The organism is Bacillus sp. AFS088145 (genome assembly GCF_002564465.1).
GTDB lineage: Bacteria > Bacillota > Bacilli > Bacillales > Bacillaceae_G > Gottfriedia.
The window spans coordinates 98,986-115,258 of the sequence record NZ_NUUX01000044.1; the positions used below are offsets into that span (position 1 = coordinate 98,986).

The window sequence follows — 16,273 nt, forward strand, 5'->3', positions numbered from 1 at the left end:
TTTTGAATTTGAAGCATGAAGTTACTTTATGAGGATCAAAAGTATTTAACAAACAAGAGAAACAGCAAAGAAAACGAGCGTTTGAGGGCAATTTGAAATCCCCTTCTTTAGGGGATTTTTTTGTTGGTTGTATTGTTTAATCTGTTTATGCAAAATAATATCTATATAGAGAATTTGGAGGTGGCAAAATATGAATAAATTTGTGGTCGTTGACTTAGAAACAACCGGAAATAATAATAGAGGTCAAGATCGAATTATTCAAATTGCAGCCTTTTTATTGGAAAATGGAGAAGTTATTGAACAGTTTTCAAGTTTTATTAATCCTAACATGAATATTCCAACCTTTATTTCCGAACTAACAGGAATTTCAGATGAAATGGTTCAATATGCTCCTCAATTTGAACAAATAGTTGAAGAATTATACCCGATGTTTAATGACGCCTATTTTGTTGCACACAATGTGCATTTTGACTTAACATTTTTGCAAAAAGAATTTGAGCGGATTGGTTTACCAAAAATTTCACCGTTAGCTATTGATACAGTGGAGTTAACTAGAATTTTATATCCAACTTTAACTAGTTATAAATTATCTGATTTAGCAAAAGTATTCAATATACAACATGAAAACCCTCATCAAGCTGATAGTGATGCTGAAGTAACTGCCGAACTATTAACAATTTTATTAAAAAAACTTGAGAGCTTGCCATATGCATCATTAAAAATATTAGAAAAACTTAGCAATAGTTTTAAAAGTGACATTACATACTATATTTCGGATCTACTTCAAAAGCAATCTGAATCATTTTCAAATGAATCTGTTGATTATGAGGAATTTAGACGAATAGCTCTTAAAAAAAGAAGCTTTAGTTTACCTCAAGAGGAAGAAGATTTCGTAGAATTCGACGAGCATCTTAAACGTGAACTTGTAGATCAGATGGCTGTAGAAATTCCAAATTTTATAAAAAGAGATGAACAGTTTGCATATATGCACGATGTGTTCGATGCATTTAGCCAGAATAATATTCTCTTAGCTGAGGCTGGAACAGGTGTTGGCAAGACATTTGGTTATTTAATTCCATCAGCATTTTTCTCAAAACAATTTGGCAAACAAGTGGTCATTAGTACAAGTACCATTTCGTTACAAAAACAATTACTTAAAAAACATATAAAAACGATTGAAAAAATAGTTCCATTTCAGTTGAAAATAGCTTCTATACAAAGTAAAAGAAATTATCTATGTCTGCAAAAATTTGAATATATTGTTGGCGAACAATTTGATGATAATTACGATAGTATTTTATCGAAGGCTATGATAACTGTTTGGTTAACTGAAACTGAAAATGGAGAATTAGATGAATTATCACTTCCTTCAGGTGGCTTACATTTATGGGATCGTGTTTGTTGTAACGAAGAAAGTGAAAATAAAAGAACAAATCCTTGGTTTCATAAATGTTTTTATCAAAAGGCTAAAAATAAATTAATGTTAGCCGATATAATTATTACAAACCATGCATATTTAATGTCTACTTTAAAAAATAAAGATCACTTAATTAATTCTGTCAAAACGATTGTAATCGATGAGGCACATGCTCTTGAGGAGACAGCATCAAAAACTTTTGGAATCACTTTTTCTTGCTTAAAATATTATCAATATTTAAGTAGATTAAGTACTACTGATAGTAATGAACTAGTTCACCGATTATATAAATTTGATGAGGGAATACCAAATCGTGAAAAATGGTGGAAAAAAGTTGATCATTTAATAAAAGAAATAAAGTATGAATCAGAAGAGTTATTTAGGTTATTACGTGATTTTATTTTAAGTAAACAAAATGAACTTGATAAAGAAAACATTAGACAGTCAATTACACTAAATGATAAAAATACTTCTAGCCAAAATTGGAAGGCTATTCAAGAATGTGCAAATCGATTAATTCATGTGAATAATACTTTATTCTCGGGTTGCGAGCAATATTTGAATTTAATTGAAGATAAAAAGGGATCAGCGTTTCATCGTTCAATCGTTTCGGAGTTTAAAATGATTATTGAACAATTAAAAAGCATGAAAAATGGTCTTTATGAAATATTATTCGATAAAAATGATCATTATATTTGCTGGATGGAAACAGAAGCAAAAGGCTCATTTCATACAACGATGCTTTATTGTGAGAAAGTTGAAAATGCAGATTTAATACAAAATTATTTAATTAGTGAAAGGAATTCTATTGTACTAACATCCGCTACGATGTCGATTGATTCATCATTCTCATTTATAAAGTCATCATTAGGAATTAGTGAAAATATCAATGTTATTGAAAAAATATACCCCGTCCCAAAAGATTTTGCCCAAGGGATGAGAGTCTATATTCCTTCAGATTTAATGGGAATAAAAGAGATCACGCAAGAAGAGTATGCATTACAAACTTCAAATACGATTCGCAAAATTGTTACTAAAATAAAAGGTAGAACATTAGTTTTATTTACAGCTTTTGATTTATTAAAACAGACTTATGATCAATTAATACAAGATTTAGACTCACTGAATTCATCTGTATTAGCTCAAGGTGTTTCTCCTGGAGGAAAACAAAAGTTAATAAAACAGTTTTTACAATCTAAACAAACAATTTTATTAGGTACGAACACTTTTTGGGAAGGAATTGACCTACCTAATGAAGAATTAGATTGTTTAATCATTGTACGCTTACCGTTTACAAACCCTGAAAAGCCTATGTTTATTGCTAAATCAAATTTATTAAAAAAAGCTGGAGAAAATTCTTTCTCAAGTTTGGCTTTACCATTAGCTGTATTTAAGTTTAGACAAGGTTATGGTCGTCTAATTCGAAATGAAAAAGATCAAGGTTCATTATTTGTTTTAGATAATCGCATAATAAATACTAGTTATGGATCAGAATTTTTAAAGTTAATCCCGAAAAACAAAATAAATATTAATACAATTGATGAATTATTAAAAGATTTTTAGTAGTTTTTCAAAATTTAGCATGAGAATTGTAGGGGATTTAAGGTTAGACGTATGGTATAATGACATAAATTGTAATGTATTTATAATACATTTTTAGGAGGAGCAACATGAATTCAAATATTGAAGTATTATCAACAACAAAAATTGAATATACTAGAGATTTATACAAAATTGTTGATAGTTTAAATCGTACTTTAAAAGAAAAAGATTTAATGTTTGGACTAGCACTTGATAAAGAAGATCAAGAATATGCGGTATTTACAATTTATCGAACATAAATGAGGTATATATGAAAAAATGGTTAGTCATCCTTGGATTAAGCATCATTTTTCTTTCATTATTTTTAATCGCCACTTATCAATCATCAATTTCAAAGCTAAATGATGATAAAAAACACGCAGAAGAGCTTGTTTTACATCAAGGGTATTTAAAATCTGTGGAAACTTCTGATTATTTCCATGGAAAAGAACAAGCGATCGTTGTAAGTGGTAAAGATGATGCAAATAATGAAATGATCGCGTGGGTACAGGATGGAGAAGTTATTACACGAAAGAAAAGTGAAGGATTGACCCAAAAACAAATCATTGATAAAGTAGTCAGTGAGAGAAACCCAAAAAAAATACATAAAGTAAAGTTAGGAATAGAGAACAAAATACCACTTTGGGAAGTAGTATATATAGACCAAAACGGCCGATATAATTTTTACTACGCTGCTTTCGAAAATGGAGAGCTTTTAAAACGCTATAGTATTTAGGGGGAAATTAACAAGATGAAACTAGCAAAAAGAGTAAGTGCACTAACACCATCTACAACACTAGCTATTACAGCAAAAGCAAAAGAGATGAAAGATCAAGGTATTGATGTAATTGGATTAGGAGCAGGTGAACCTGATTTCAATACACCAGTTGAAATTATTGAAGAAGCTTATTCAGCAATGCTTAAAGGCCAAACTAAATATACTCCTTCAAACGGTTTACCAGCGTTAAGAAAAACTATTTGTGATAAGTTATTGAATGATCAAGGATTAACTTATTCTCCAGGAGAGGTTGTTGTAACAAATGGTGCAAAACATGCACTTTACACACTTTTCCAAGCGATTTTAGATCCTGGTCACGAAGTAATTATTCCGACACCTTACTGGGTAAGCTATCCTGAGCAAGTTATATTAGCAGAAGGTGTACCAGTATTTATTGAAGGTTATGAACATCAACAATTTAAAGTAACACCTGAACAAATCGAAGCAGCAATTACAGAGAATACAAAAGCGATCATTATTAATTCACCAAGTAATCCAACTGGTATGATTTATGATGAGCAAGAATTAAAAGCAATCGGTGAAATTTGTTTAAAACATGATATATTAATCGTTTCTGACGAAATCTATGAGAAATTAGTATATGATGGTGCAAAACATGTTTCAATTGCTTCATTAAGCCAAGAGCTTAAAGAGCAAACGATTATTATCAACGGTGTATCAAAATCTCATTCAATGACAGGATGGAGAATTGGTTATGCTGTTGGTAATAAAGAAATAATTAATGCCATGACAAATCTTGCTAGTCACTCTACTTCAAATCCTACTACAATGGCTCAAATCGCTACGATTAAAGCTTACGAGTTAGGCGATGCTCCTGTTGAAGAAATGAGAGTAGCGTTTGAAGATCGTTTAAATAAAACTTATGAGCGTTTAATTTCAATTCCAGGATTTAGCTGTGTTAAACCGAATGGTGCATTTTATTTATTCCCAAATGTGACTGAGGCAGCTAAAATGGCTGGATATCAAAATGTAGATGAATTCTCTACTGAATTACTTGAAAAAGCTAATGTAGCGGTAATCCCTGGTTCAGGATTTGGTTCACCTGATAATATCCGCCTATCATATGCAACATCTCAAGTACAGTTAGATAAAGCGTTAGATCGCATTGAGCAATTTATGAAAGCAAGTATCTTAAGTTAATTTCAATCAGTGGAAACACATATTTTTAAACACTAAAGCTAAGCATATGCTTAGCTTTTTTTTATACATTTTTTGTTTGAATTTTAAGCACAACTAAGCAAAAACCATTCCCACTTTATTAAACAGACATATCCTTAATTAAATAATTTATTAGTTGGTTTTTTAAATACTAAATAGATATACTAAAATAGAAGTGTGATTTACATGCCTCTATTTATTTTTATTTCACGAGTTTCTTTTACTGTATATTTTATGTAATCATGCTATACTATGCTAGAGGTGTTCGAAGTGAATAATAATAGCATTCTAAACTGGATTCAATTTGGGAATATTAGTATTCCAAATCTACTTCTCAGTCATTATTCTTCTTTAAACATAAATGAAGAAGAACTAGTCATGATTCTACAGCTTTACTCTTTTCAACAACAAGGTCATACGTTTCCAACACCTACTCAATTAGCAAAGATTATGTCAATAAATGAACAAAAATGTATGGAAGTTATTCGAGAACTTCTTAAAAAGGGTTTATTAGAAATTACGGAAGAAATTGACCATCATAATTTACGATGTGAGGCATATTCACTTTCTCCGTTATGGTTAAAATTAATTGATTTGACCCAGAATGGTCAACAATCAAATGAAAAACATACTATTCCTTCAATTATTGAACAAGAAGAGGAATCAATTTACTTAGTATTTGAAAAAGAATTTGGTAGATTATTGTCTCCTTTTGAAATTGAAACTTTAACAATGTGGATGGACCAAGATGATCATAATGAAAAACTAATAAAAACTGCACTTAAAGAAGCAGTCATAAGTGGGAAATTAAATTTTCGTTATATAGATCGTATTCTTTTTGAGTGGAAGAAAAATGGAATAAAGCAAGTAGACCAAGCAATGAATTATAGTAAGCATTTTAGAAAGAAAGAAACAAGAGAACCACAAAACGAAACAAAGTATACAGGATCAATTCCTTTTTATAATTGGCTTGAAAAATAAAGCGAGGACATGCTCCTCGCTTTATTGTGTAAACAATGTACAAAAAATTTGATCAGACTGTCTGAAAGCGTTTGTCTTTCGAGGCGTGAAGCCTGGTGAGGAGGGAGTTACCTTTAAACGGTAATGAGTACCACAGACATGCGAAACAACGAAGAAAGCGAGCGTTTGGCGGGCAGACTGAAGCGAGGACATACTCCTCGCTTTTGTTTAGTAAGGAGTGTTTTGAGATGTTAAATAAACAGCAAATAAATGAGGTTCTTAATATAATTGGTGACATGTTCCCCGATGCACATTGTGAATTAAACCATAAGAATCCGTTTGAATTAGTAGTAGCGGTCGCTTTATCCGCTCAATGTACTGATGTCTTAGTAAATAAAGTAACAAAAAATCTATTTGAAAAATATAAAGAACCTCAGGATTATTTAAATGTTTCTTTAGAGGAATTACAAAATGATATTCGCTCAATCGGACTTTTCAGAAACAAAGCAAAAAATATCCAAAAATTAAGTGAAATGATTATTAATGAATTTAATGGGGAAGTTCCACGGACTAGAGAAGAGCTTGTAAAATTGCCTGGAGTTGGTAGAAAGACAGCTAATGTAGTAATGTCAGTCGCATTTAATATTCCAGCAATCGCAGTAGATACTCATGTTGAGAGAGTTTCAAAAAGATTAGCTATATGCCGTTGGAAAGATTCTGTTTTAGAAGTAGAAGAGACATTAATGAAAAAAGTTCCGATCGAAGACTGGGGAGTAACTCATCATCGACTCATATTTTTTGGTAGATACCATTGCAAAGCTCAAAGGCCGAGTTGTGAAGTATGTCCTTTACTTGATATGTGTAGAGAAGGAAAAAAACGAATGAAAGTGAAGAAAGTAAATGACAAATAGTATTTATAAGGATTTTATTGTTACGCCATTTTATAAAGACAATGCTAATGAACAAATAATCAATGAAGAAATCAAAATTAAAAATAAACCGTTTTTTTATGAAAGCAATCAAATTCTAGTTAATAAGAGCTTTAACATCCCGAATGAAAGCGATGAAATTATTAAAGAGATGATTAATGAATGGAAAGAGGAATCTGAACACATTTCTAACTACTTTAAGCAACGGAATCGAAAACTTGCGTGTGAGCCGATGATAAGAGGCTTAGCTAATTTTATATCAATTCTTACATGGATAAATGGCCAAATGCTTCTTAATTTAAATAATTTATTACTTGAGTTAGATAAATTAAAGATTAAGCCAATCAATTTAGACGAGCGTATTAGTTTTGTATTAAATCAACCAGATCACTATCACTCTTTCATTCAACTTTCTGGCTTATATACAGAGTTAGAAAAGCTTTATTATAAGCAAAAAATTACCTCCTCAAGATGAGGAGGCTTTTTTTGAGTAAATTGGTTATTCTTAGGCTCAATGTTTAGATTAATTACATAGAAAAACCTCCTCAAAAAACGAGGAGGTTTTTAATTTATGCAATAATATTACGTTCCAACTTATTAAATCGATTATTAGTGTATGAATCTGAGTTATACGAAGTTGGATTCGTATTAGTTGGTTTTGATGGTTTAGTTGGATCTGGTGTAGTAGGAGGTGTAGTTGGATTTGTATTACCATCTCCAGTACCGCCACCATCACCTGTACCAGTGCCATCACCTGTACCAGTGCCATCACCGTTTCCAGTACCAGTACCGTCACCAGTGCCCGTGCCGTCACCATTTCCAGTACCAGTGCCGTTACCATTACCATTACCGTTACCATTACCATTACCGTTACCGTTACCGTTACCATTACCGTTACCGTTGCCATTACCGTTACCGTTACCGTTACCGTTGCCATTACCGTTACCGTTACCGTTACCAGTACCGTTGCCAGTACCGTTGCCAGTACCGTTACCATTACCATTATTATCAGCTGGTGGGGTAGTAGGCTCTTTGGTAGTAGTTAAATCAACTGTAACAGTAACCGCAGCACTCTTAGTTTCGCCATTAGTTGCCACGATTGTAATTTTTACTTTGTTTCCAGCTACGATGCCATTAATTTTTGCTGATGTTCCATTTACTTTTTGAGTTTGGCCTTTAACACCGTTAATATCATAGTTAACTTCAAAAGTAGTAGAACCAAGTAAATCAGAAGGATACTGCCAATTTAACGAAACACTGCTCGTTTTTTCATCATATTTCGCTGTAACACTTTTAGCTGGATCTAATGTATCAGGTGTAGGTAGATCATCCATTTTTTCACCTTTAATATATAATTCGTCTTGTATCTTTACAACTGAGCTTGGTTTATGAAACTCAGATGAACGATCAGCTGTTGCTGCTAACATATCTCTAGCAATATATTTAGCTAGATTTGTTGATGTCTTACTTAAATAATGACCTTCTTTATTTTTCTCATATCCAGTCCATACCGAAATAGTAACATCTGGAGTATAACCAACAAACCAACTATCTCGAGTTGCGTTTGAAGGGAAGCCATATTTGTCTTTTACTTCTTGTGGGTAGTTTGTAGTACCAGTTTTACCTGCCATATCTAGTCCAGGTACATTAGCTCTACCACCCGTACCGCCTGGAGCCTTAACAACGTCACGTAGCATATCTGTAATCATATATGCAGTGTAATCGCTCATTGCTTGTTTTGGTTCAGGAGCTAATACTTTTTCAGTTTTATCTTGATAAATAATTTTTGTAACAGCATGTGGTTTTATATAAACACCGCCATTACCAAAGGCTGCATATGCGCCTGCCATATCCATTGCAGATACACCTGTAAAACCACCGATTGCATGAGACTCATAAAAACTGTTCTTTTGGAAGTTAAATCCAAGTCCGTTACCAAATTCACGTGATTTATCTAATCCAACTTGCTGCATTGTTTTTAAAGCAGGAATATTTCTTGAACCGATTAACGCCTTACGAATTGATAATTTACCTTTATATGATTTATCAGCGTTTCGAATAGGTGTTCCATCAGAATATTGATATGGCTCATCAACAAGTTGATGATTAGTTGACCATTTTAAATATTGTATCGCAGGACCATAGTCTAAGATTGGTTTAATAGTTGAACCAGGTTGTCTTTTAATATCTGTTGCAAAATTTAAACCGCCAGTAGTTGTATTTCTTCCAGCACCTACAGCTTTAATTTCACCTGTTTTAGTGTCAGTTAATACAAAACCAGTTTGGAAATCATCACTTGGATAAAAATCAGATCCACGATTAATAATTTCATCTGCTTTATCTTGTGCTTTTGGATCTAAAGTTGTTTCAATTGTTAATCCATCTGTATTTATATCTGCATCACCGTATTTTTTAACCTCATCCATAACGACATCAATGAATGCTTGATATTTTGTTTGGCCACTTTCATGAACTTTAACTAATGATTTCTCTGGGATTGCTTTTGCTTTAGCATATTGATCATTCGTTATATAACCATATTTTTTCATCTGGCTTAATACAACATTTCTTCTAGCTTCTGATTCAGCCGGATGTTTTGCTGGATTGTAGTTATTTGGACTTTGTACCATACCAGCAAGTGTAGCTGCTTCAGGTAACGTAATTTTCGATAAATCTGTACTAAAATATGTTTCACTTGCTTTTGCTACACCATATACTCCTCGGCCTTTTAGACCATTAGAGAAGTAAACTTTATTTAAATACATTTCTAAAATTTGTTGTTTAGAATATTTTTGTTCAAGCTGGAATGATAAATACCATTCTTGTACTTTACGTTTAATTGTTTTTTGTGGAGACAAGAATGAGTTTTTGACAACTTGTTGAGTAATTGTACTACCACCTTGTGATCCAAATCCACCTGTAATATTAGCTAAAACTGCGCCAAGCACACGGCGGATATCAACACCTTTATGTTTATAAAAACGTACGTCCTCAGTAGCAATAAAAGCATCTTCTACTACTTTAGGAATCTCGTTATATGAAACTTTCGTTCTTTGTTCAGTTCCTAGCTCAGCAATAACATTCCCATTTTTATCTAGAATCGTAGACGATAAAGGTACTTTAAGCTTTGATTCATCAAGTTTAGGTGCATCACTTACTAAATAATAGAAAGTTCCAACTCCCCCGAGAATACAAAGTACCGCTAAAGTTAATATTGATAAAGTAATCTTTTTCCATAAACCTTCACGTTTTTTGGGTTTCACATCTGAAGGCTTTTCCATTTCCATTTGTTTTCGTTCCTGTCGTGAACTATACTCTTTTGCCATTTTTTTGTTTCTCCTGCCTTTCAAATGAACTTAATGAAATTATTAAAATATTAAATTACAAAAAGTTCATCGATACATTTTAAGTAAGGAACAATGATTGGATAACTTGGTTTAAGTAACGTTCCATACTCTTTGCATTCTTCTCTAGAAATTGATTTTCTTCCACCATCTGTTTGCCTTTTCCAAAAGGTAAGAATATCAGTTGCTTTCATAAAATAAATTTCATTATATAATGAAAATTTTAATATGACAAACGAAATTCCACCATGATTCAGTACATTTTCCATATGCTCTATTTGGTGTAAATGGAAATTTTGTAAAGGAAAACTAGTTTTATTATTGGTTTCCTTAGCTTCAAAATCAATATACTTCCCTTTATAGATGCCATTATAGTCGGTAGTTGATGGTTGCTTAAAATAGGCTTCTCTAATAACTGCAGCACTTCTTTTTGGATAGTCTACTTTTACGATTTGTACAGGTGTTGGTTTTTTATGTATGTTTGCGATGTTATTTGATAAATAATACGTATTAGTAGCATTTAAATCATCTTCAAGGGACATTCCGCGATTACTATAAGTATTATTTGATTTTACTTGTATTTCGTTATTTTTTTGATTTTTTTGAACTACATTATTTCTTCGATTTGGGTAACTTATTGTCATAAAACCAACTCCACCTTAATTTACATACAACTTGTATTATAGCACTAAAACAGATGTTCGTGTAAAAAAATACCAGATTGCTTGGGGTGAGTCAATGAATACAAACCATGAAAGCTGGAAAGGTTTTATAAAAAAAAGAAGAGAAGATCACATTTTATCACATGAAGAAGCAAAACTTATTGATTTAATAAAGAAAGAAACAGTTAAATATAATGCAGATAATATTTCCAGAACGATTGCATACCAAGAATATTTTTTAAGACAAAGTGAAATAGAGTGGTCTTTTCTTGCAAGTATGGTGTCACGTAATGCAGGCTATAACATGACTGATTTAGAAAACCAATTATTCGTTAATGGACTAAGTCTTAAACAAAGAAAACAGCTTTTTATGACGTATGAACGGGCAAATTGGATTATTTTTTTAGATGCATTTCCACAGTTACTTCTTTTTGAATATTCAAAAGTTAAAAATAGGCCATTATTTTATTTATTGAAATATTTTTCAATATCTAGTTTTATGGAAATTGAATGGGAGAAATATTGGACGGATCGTGATAAGAAAAGACTAGTTTATTCATTGATTATTAACGAACAAAATATGATTGAAAGACCAGTCATTCAAAATAAATTTTTTAAAAGTGAAGTTTTTAATTCTTTAGCATTTAAACTACAGGAACAATTAAAACTTAGTTATGTTATATTTCCATCAAGTAATGGTGAACTATATGGACTTGGTGTTTACCAATTTGAAGATTTAACGAAAAGGATTCAAATTGGTAAACAATTATATTCAATTTTATTTCACGAGGATTTACACAATGAATTTATCGTTTTTGCTATGCAAACTAATCACACAGGCAGTAGAAGTGATTATGAGGAGTTAGTTGGAATTACAAGTTCAACTAATCCGGAATTAAGAGATGTTTATCCAATAATTCCTCACACACGAACTGCTCTAGATGATTGGTATACAAATAGTAAAATTTTAAATGAATGGTATGAATATGAGGAAGTTATTAATGGAGATAGTTTTAAGCAATCTTTTTTAATAAAGCAAGAGCTGCTTGGTTCATTGTTAAAATTGAAATCGATTTTTCAATAAAAATGCTAGCTTTTTTTCACACTGTTGAAAAACAATCCTTGTCAATTAACAGTAGTTTATTAATCAGTTTGTAGGTCAATTAAGATTGAACATTAATTAATAAACTAGTCAATTGAATTTGATTTTCTAAAAATTACCATAATATTTTTAAATTCTAAAATAAACCATTACTAGTGTTATTGGAATCATAAAATTGCTCATTTAAAACCATTTAATAGATCATCAAAAAAAATGATAATTTCATCATTAATAAATGTTCTGGTTATGTCAGTTTTCTCTATTGACCATTTTATATTTCAACATTCTGAAAAAAGCTAGCACTAATATGCTAGCTTTTTTCTTTTTAATCGATTTTTCAATAGAAAGAATGTCGATTAAAATCGAGTGTTCCCTAATGTTTATGTAGCAGGGTTATTAGGACCATCTAATTTTGGATTACCAGTTTGTTGACTTTTACTTTTTTCTTGTTTTTTCTTTTTTTCATTTTTGTTTTTTGCCATTTGAAACACCTCCATGTAATATACCTTTCCCAATTCTGTTCAACGTTACAAGTTTTTTTGTCGAAATTATAGATGAAAATACCTTTATTCACTTTGTTTAGCGAAATAGTTCTAGTTTTGTCACTAGGGAAGGAGGTAGATGAATTGTTGTTGAATTTATTCTGTAAAGAAAATTTAGAAAATTAGGAAGAGGAGTTGAACTGTATGGAGTTAATTCAAAGAGATGATTTTTTTCGAGCAATTGATGAATTTTTAAATGAGGTTGAATTTATTGAGCACTCCTTAGCTTTAAGAATTGATCAAAAATGTGATGAAGAAAAGAATTTACTTTTAAATAAGATCCAGTCAACAACAGTGCATCTTCATCATTTTGAAAAGAAAGTAAGTCAAGCAAAAGAGGGTGGTAGTTGGATCTCAACACCATTTTTAGGAAGACAATTAGCATTTAATATTTAATAAATATATATAAAAGTAAACCATATTTGTTTTTAATGAAGGGGTAAAAGAATAATGGAATTAAATAAAGCGAAACACTTTTACTATTTAGTAAATGTGTATCGCTTTATTTCTTATAATATTATATTCCCGATTACTAAATGGGCTTACAAGCGCCAAATAGTTCAAGTTCTTTAACTAATTCTCTGTAATGTTGAATAGTAACCTCACCATTTAGGTAATTTTGTTGTAAAAAGTCCATTAATTGATTAAAGTCAGTTGGTTCGAAACTTTTTGATGAAATAAACTTGCTCTTTAATTCTTGTAAAGTCATTATTACCCCTCCAACATTAAAATATAATTAACAACTTGTATAACTAAATAAAATGTACCATAAATATTTAAAATTTAAATTTTTTTAAAAATTTAAACTTCCGACATATTATGACAAATAGCGCATAAGATAATAGAAGTAACAGAATAGGCATTTGTAACATATTTATAAATGAGAAAACTTATAATGGATGTGAGAATATGAAATCTCAAATGTTTCCTCCAAATCATTCAGATAACAGCTTTGAATGGTTTAGAAAGCAAAATCAAATGATTGATGAGAATTTTAATTTTCCAGAAATGAATCAAATATCTAATGAAAATCAGCGTTACTATGGAAATACAATCCAACCTTTTTCACAAAACCCTACTATGAATACACTACAACCGCCAGTTCAATCGCAACAGACACAACATGCACAATCGACTCAACTAATCCAACCAACTCAATCACCTCAATCAACCCAATCACCTCAATCAATCCAACAATCACAGATGATTGAGCCATCTCCTTATGGGGGAACATCAATACAAACAGGTAGTTATGATCAAAGTCAAATGCAGTATGCAGCACCACAACACTTTCCAATGCAGCATCCTACTGTTTCATATAACCAAGGGTATCAATACGATCCTAATTATTATGGAATGATGCAAAACCAATATCCATATATGCCAATGTATCCTTCACAATTCGGTAATCAAACGAACTATTTAAGCAGTCCTCAAAATCACCAGTATTCAATGCAACCTCAACATGCTCAAATGTTACAACAAGGTCCATTTACAACTCCACCAATGTTTGCGCCTAGTACACCTTATCCAACTCAACCCAAAAAATTAAACCAACAAAATAATAATGGTCAATCTTTTCAGTTTTCATCAATATTAAATCAATTTAAAAATGGTTCAGGTTCATACGATGTCCCAAAAATGATGTCTACTGCGGGTCAAATGATGAATACCATGAATCAAGTAGGTGGATTATTTAAACAAATAGGGGTTTTATTCAAATAAAAAAAGCCAGGATCTCCTGGCTTTTTTAAATCGTAAAAAGAATTTACTTTCTATACTATTAATCATTTCTAGATAAAGAATGTACAAGCTTGTAGCGGTCTGCTCTGTAAACAGTTAATTCGTACTCTAAAACTTTGCCACTTCTTAAATAAGTTGTACGATAAATTGCTAATACGGGACAATTCGGCGGAATTTCTAATAATTGCGCTTCTTCTTCAGAAGGCATTCTAGCTTGAATCGATTGATCAGCATATTGAATAGGATCTGGAATATTGGCATTTACATAATCAAAGAATGATTTTTCTAAAACACTTTGATTAAGGTTTGGAGCAATATCGCATGACACGTGGATACTTTCAATCGACATAGGAATTGAGTCTGCTAAACGGACCCGTTTTATAAAATAAATAGGATCGTTTTCTTTTATCTTTAGTATATTGGATAATGCTTTATCAGAATTTAAAATATCAAATTGAACTAATCTACTACTCGGTTTTAAACCTCTCTCAATCATTTCTTCAGTGTAACTATTTAATCTACTAATTTTTTTTTCAACTTTTTGACGACTAACAAATGTACCTTTACCTTTTTGTCTGTAAACAATTCCTTCTTGAACTAAATTATTTAATGCTTGTCGAACGGTCATACGAGATATTTGGAATTTCTCTGAAAACTCTCTTTCTGATGGAATCAATTCATCAGCAGGGTATTCACCTGAAGCGATTTTACATTTTATGTATTCTAATAATTGATGATAAATTGGTATTGGGGAATTTTTGTTAATCATTTTTTACTCCTTGAATTGCATTAATTATCTATATTTAAACGATTTCATAACTCATTTTAAAGGAATAAAATGCTTTCGGCAATCATTGTGTATACTCACAAAAATCAGAAAATTTAAACTTTTAATCTTTATTCATTTTATTGTTGTGAAATATGTTCAAACCTAATAAAATAAAAAAGTTGACATAAAAGTATATTTAGGATATTGGAGAGGAAAATTTTGAACAAAATACTTTTTTTATTTTTTTTCACAATTACATTAACATTAATTATTTTTACGAGTTTTAAACAAGCTTTATATGTAATTTTATCATAAAATATCGACGGAAAAATTTTAACAATAATATTCCTATCACAATAACTAATCTAAAGGGAATAAAATATCCTCTATTAGCAGCAATCAAATATTGAAATATTGATCTTAAATTGGTCTTAATAGTTGATTTCCACTAAGCTTATGACTACTATGTAAAGTTAAATATTAGATTCCCTCAATATAAATTTCTACATTTGAATATTATTTAAATAAATGATTTTTGCGAGATAAATATACTTACAATATTTATTTGTTATTAAATATTTGAAATAAAGCAGAGTATTTAATAAAATAAAATATAATTTGTGGAAGAACTTTTAGTTCTTCCTAATTTATTATTGTGAGGTAATATGAAGATACTACTTATATCTGGTTATAAATCATTTGAATTAGGAATTTTTTCGAATAAACACGATGCAGTTAAGTACATAAAAAAAGCAATAAAAAATAAAATACTTTTATTTATAGATGAATTAGAATGGATTATTATTTCAGGGCAAATGGGTACTGAATTATGGGCCGCAGAAGTAGTATTCGAACTTCAGCTTGATTATCCCGAATTAAAGTTGGGTATTTTTACACCCTACGAAGATCAAGAGAAAAATTGGAATGAAGCAAATAAAGAATATTATAATGAAATCTTAATTGGGGCGGATCACGTCGACTCAATTTCAAGAAAACCATACGAATCTCCAATACAGTTAAAAGCAAAAAATGAATTTTTAGTTAGTAAAAGTGATGGATGTATTTTATTTTACGATAATGAAAAAGAAGGTAGTCCTAAATATTTATATGATTTAGCATACAAGAAAAATGAACTATTTAATTATCCTGTAGAAATCATCACATTTGACGATTTACAAGTGATTGCAGAAGAGTCATTTGAGAATGATGACAATAAATATAGGGAATTATAGAATAGATAATTGACAATTTATGAAGAGTTTGAAAA

At 30.8% G+C, this 16,273-nt stretch carries 15 protein-coding genes; 11 read left to right on the top strand and 4 right to left on the bottom strand.

What is annotated here, in order from left to right; translation table 11 throughout:
• Positions 1-190: 190 nt before the first annotated feature.
• From dinG to COI44_RS21915, 7 genes are all read left to right on the top strand, one after another.
• On the top strand, positions 191-2,980 hold the full coding sequence (gene dinG / locus COI44_RS21885) for an ATP-dependent DNA helicase DinG (protein WP_098429778.1): 2,790 nt from the start codon (positions 191-193) through the stop codon (positions 2,978-2,980).
• A 107-nt stretch (positions 2,981-3,087) separates the two neighbouring features.
• A complete protein-coding gene (locus COI44_RS21890) occupies positions 3,088-3,258 on the top strand; it encodes a YpmA family protein (protein ID WP_082459338.1) in 171 nt (56 codons plus the stop codon).
• 11 nt (positions 3,259-3,269) lie between these two features.
• On the top strand, positions 3,270-3,734 hold the full coding sequence (locus COI44_RS21895; RefSeq protein WP_098234769.1) for a cell wall elongation regulator TseB-like domain-containing protein: 465 nt from the start codon (positions 3,270-3,272) through the stop codon (positions 3,732-3,734).
• Between the two features lie 15 nt (positions 3,735-3,749).
• On the top strand, positions 3,750-4,937 hold the full coding sequence (locus tag COI44_RS21900; protein WP_098429779.1) for a pyridoxal phosphate-dependent aminotransferase: 1,188 nt from the start codon (positions 3,750-3,752) through the stop codon (positions 4,935-4,937).
• 270 nt (positions 4,938-5,207) lie between these two features.
• Positions 5,208-5,936, top strand: a complete 729-nt coding sequence (locus tag COI44_RS21905; protein WP_098429780.1) for a DnaD domain-containing protein — start codon at positions 5,208-5,210, stop codon at positions 5,934-5,936.
• A gap of 227 nt (positions 5,937-6,163) precedes the next feature.
• Positions 6,164-6,826, top strand: a complete 663-nt coding sequence (gene nth, locus COI44_RS21910; RefSeq protein WP_098429781.1) for an endonuclease III — start codon at positions 6,164-6,166, stop codon at positions 6,824-6,826.
• Positions 6,816-7,319 (top strand): YpoC family protein, encoded by a 504-nt coding sequence (locus tag COI44_RS21915; protein ID WP_098429782.1) that lies wholly within the window; start codon positions 6,816-6,818, stop codon positions 7,317-7,319. Before nth ends, COI44_RS21915 begins: the two co-directional genes overlap by 11 nt.
• A gap of 94 nt (positions 7,320-7,413) precedes the next feature.
• Here the strand turns inward: COI44_RS21915 and COI44_RS21920 are convergent, their stop codons facing one another.
• Both COI44_RS21920 and recU read right to left on the bottom strand, forming a co-directional pair.
• Positions 7,414-10,170, bottom strand: a complete 2,757-nt coding sequence (locus tag COI44_RS21920) for a transglycosylase domain-containing protein (RefSeq protein WP_098429783.1) — start codon at positions 10,168-10,170, stop codon at positions 7,414-7,416.
• A gap of 50 nt (positions 10,171-10,220) precedes the next feature.
• Positions 10,221-10,832 (bottom strand): Holliday junction resolvase RecU, encoded by a 612-nt coding sequence (gene recU / locus COI44_RS21925; RefSeq protein WP_098429784.1) that lies wholly within the window; start codon positions 10,830-10,832, stop codon positions 10,221-10,223.
• A gap of 94 nt (positions 10,833-10,926) precedes the next feature.
• On the opposite strand from recU, the gene COI44_RS21930 reads away from it, so the two are divergent.
• Complete coding sequence (locus COI44_RS21930; protein WP_098429785.1) at positions 10,927-11,934, top strand: DUF2515 family protein; 1,008 nt, start codon at positions 10,927-10,929, stop codon at positions 11,932-11,934.
• 704 nt (positions 11,935-12,638) lie between these two features.
• Positions 12,639-12,890 (top strand): hypothetical protein, encoded by a 252-nt coding sequence (locus tag COI44_RS21935; protein WP_098234187.1) that lies wholly within the window; start codon positions 12,639-12,641, stop codon positions 12,888-12,890.
• Between the two features lie 136 nt (positions 12,891-13,026).
• On the opposite strand, the gene yppF is transcribed toward COI44_RS21935, so the two are convergent.
• Entirely contained in the window at positions 13,027-13,203 is a 177-nt protein-coding gene (gene yppF / locus COI44_RS21940; protein ID WP_084006691.1) for a YppF family protein, read from the bottom strand.
• A gap of 200 nt (positions 13,204-13,403) precedes the next feature.
• Here yppF and COI44_RS24980 point away from each other — a divergent pair, with 200 nt between their 5' ends.
• On the top strand, positions 13,404-14,219 hold the full coding sequence (locus COI44_RS24980) for a YppG family protein (protein ID WP_483295497.1): 816 nt from the start codon (positions 13,404-13,406) through the stop codon (positions 14,217-14,219).
• A gap of 58 nt (positions 14,220-14,277) precedes the next feature.
• Here the strand turns inward: COI44_RS24980 and COI44_RS21950 are convergent, their stop codons facing one another.
• The gene (locus tag COI44_RS21950) at positions 14,278-15,006 is read right to left on the bottom strand and encodes a GntR family transcriptional regulator (RefSeq protein WP_098234189.1); all 729 of its coding nucleotides are present in this window, start codon (positions 15,004-15,006) and stop codon (positions 14,278-14,280) included.
• A gap of 665 nt (positions 15,007-15,671) precedes the next feature.
• On the opposite strand from COI44_RS21950, the gene COI44_RS21955 reads away from it, so the two are divergent.
• Positions 15,672-16,238: an SLOG family protein gene (locus COI44_RS21955; RefSeq protein ID WP_098429786.1), complete on the top strand. Its 567-nt coding sequence runs from the start codon at positions 15,672-15,674 to the stop codon at positions 16,236-16,238.
• Positions 16,239-16,273 lie beyond the last annotated feature (35 nt).

What these genes read in the sequence shown, in the direction of transcription:
- COI44_RS21915 (WP_098429782.1), top strand. Translation starts at nt 6,816, where the DNA reads ATGACAAATAGTATTTATAAGGATTTTATTGTTACGCCATTTTATAAA.
- COI44_RS21905 (WP_098429780.1), top strand. Translation starts at nt 5,208, where the DNA reads ATGCTAGAGGTGTTCGAAGTGAATAATAATAGCATTCTAAACTGGATT.
- COI44_RS21890 (WP_082459338.1), top strand. Translation starts at nt 3,088, where the DNA reads ATGAATTCAAATATTGAAGTATTATCAACAACAAAAATTGAATATACT.
- COI44_RS21895 (WP_098234769.1), top strand. Translation starts at nt 3,270, where the DNA reads ATGAAAAAATGGTTAGTCATCCTTGGATTAAGCATCATTTTTCTTTCA.
- nth (WP_098429781.1), top strand. Translation starts at nt 6,164, where the DNA reads ATGTTAAATAAACAGCAAATAAATGAGGTTCTTAATATAATTGGTGAC.
- yppF (WP_084006691.1), bottom strand. Translation starts at nt 13,203, where the DNA reads ATGACTTTACAAGAATTAAAGAGCAAGTTTATTTCATCAAAAAGTTTC.
- COI44_RS21920 (WP_098429783.1), bottom strand. Translation starts at nt 10,170, where the DNA reads ATGGCAAAAGAGTATAGTTCACGACAGGAACGAAAACAAATGGAAATG.
- dinG (WP_098429778.1), top strand. Translation starts at nt 191, where the DNA reads ATGAATAAATTTGTGGTCGTTGACTTAGAAACAACCGGAAATAATAAT.
- COI44_RS21930 (WP_098429785.1), top strand. Translation starts at nt 10,927, where the DNA reads ATGAATACAAACCATGAAAGCTGGAAAGGTTTTATAAAAAAAAGAAGA.
- COI44_RS21900 (WP_098429779.1), top strand. Translation starts at nt 3,750, where the DNA reads ATGAAACTAGCAAAAAGAGTAAGTGCACTAACACCATCTACAACACTA.
- COI44_RS21950 (WP_098234189.1), bottom strand. Translation starts at nt 15,006, where the DNA reads ATGATTAACAAAAATTCCCCAATACCAATTTATCATCAATTATTAGAA.
- COI44_RS21935 (WP_098234187.1), top strand. Translation starts at nt 12,639, where the DNA reads ATGGAGTTAATTCAAAGAGATGATTTTTTTCGAGCAATTGATGAATTT.
- recU (WP_098429784.1), bottom strand. Translation starts at nt 10,832, where the DNA reads ATGACAATAAGTTACCCAAATCGAAGAAATAATGTAGTTCAAAAAAAT.
- COI44_RS24980 (WP_483295497.1), top strand. Translation starts at nt 13,404, where the DNA reads ATGAAATCTCAAATGTTTCCTCCAAATCATTCAGATAACAGCTTTGAA.
- COI44_RS21955 (WP_098429786.1), top strand. Translation starts at nt 15,672, where the DNA reads ATGAAGATACTACTTATATCTGGTTATAAATCATTTGAATTAGGAATT.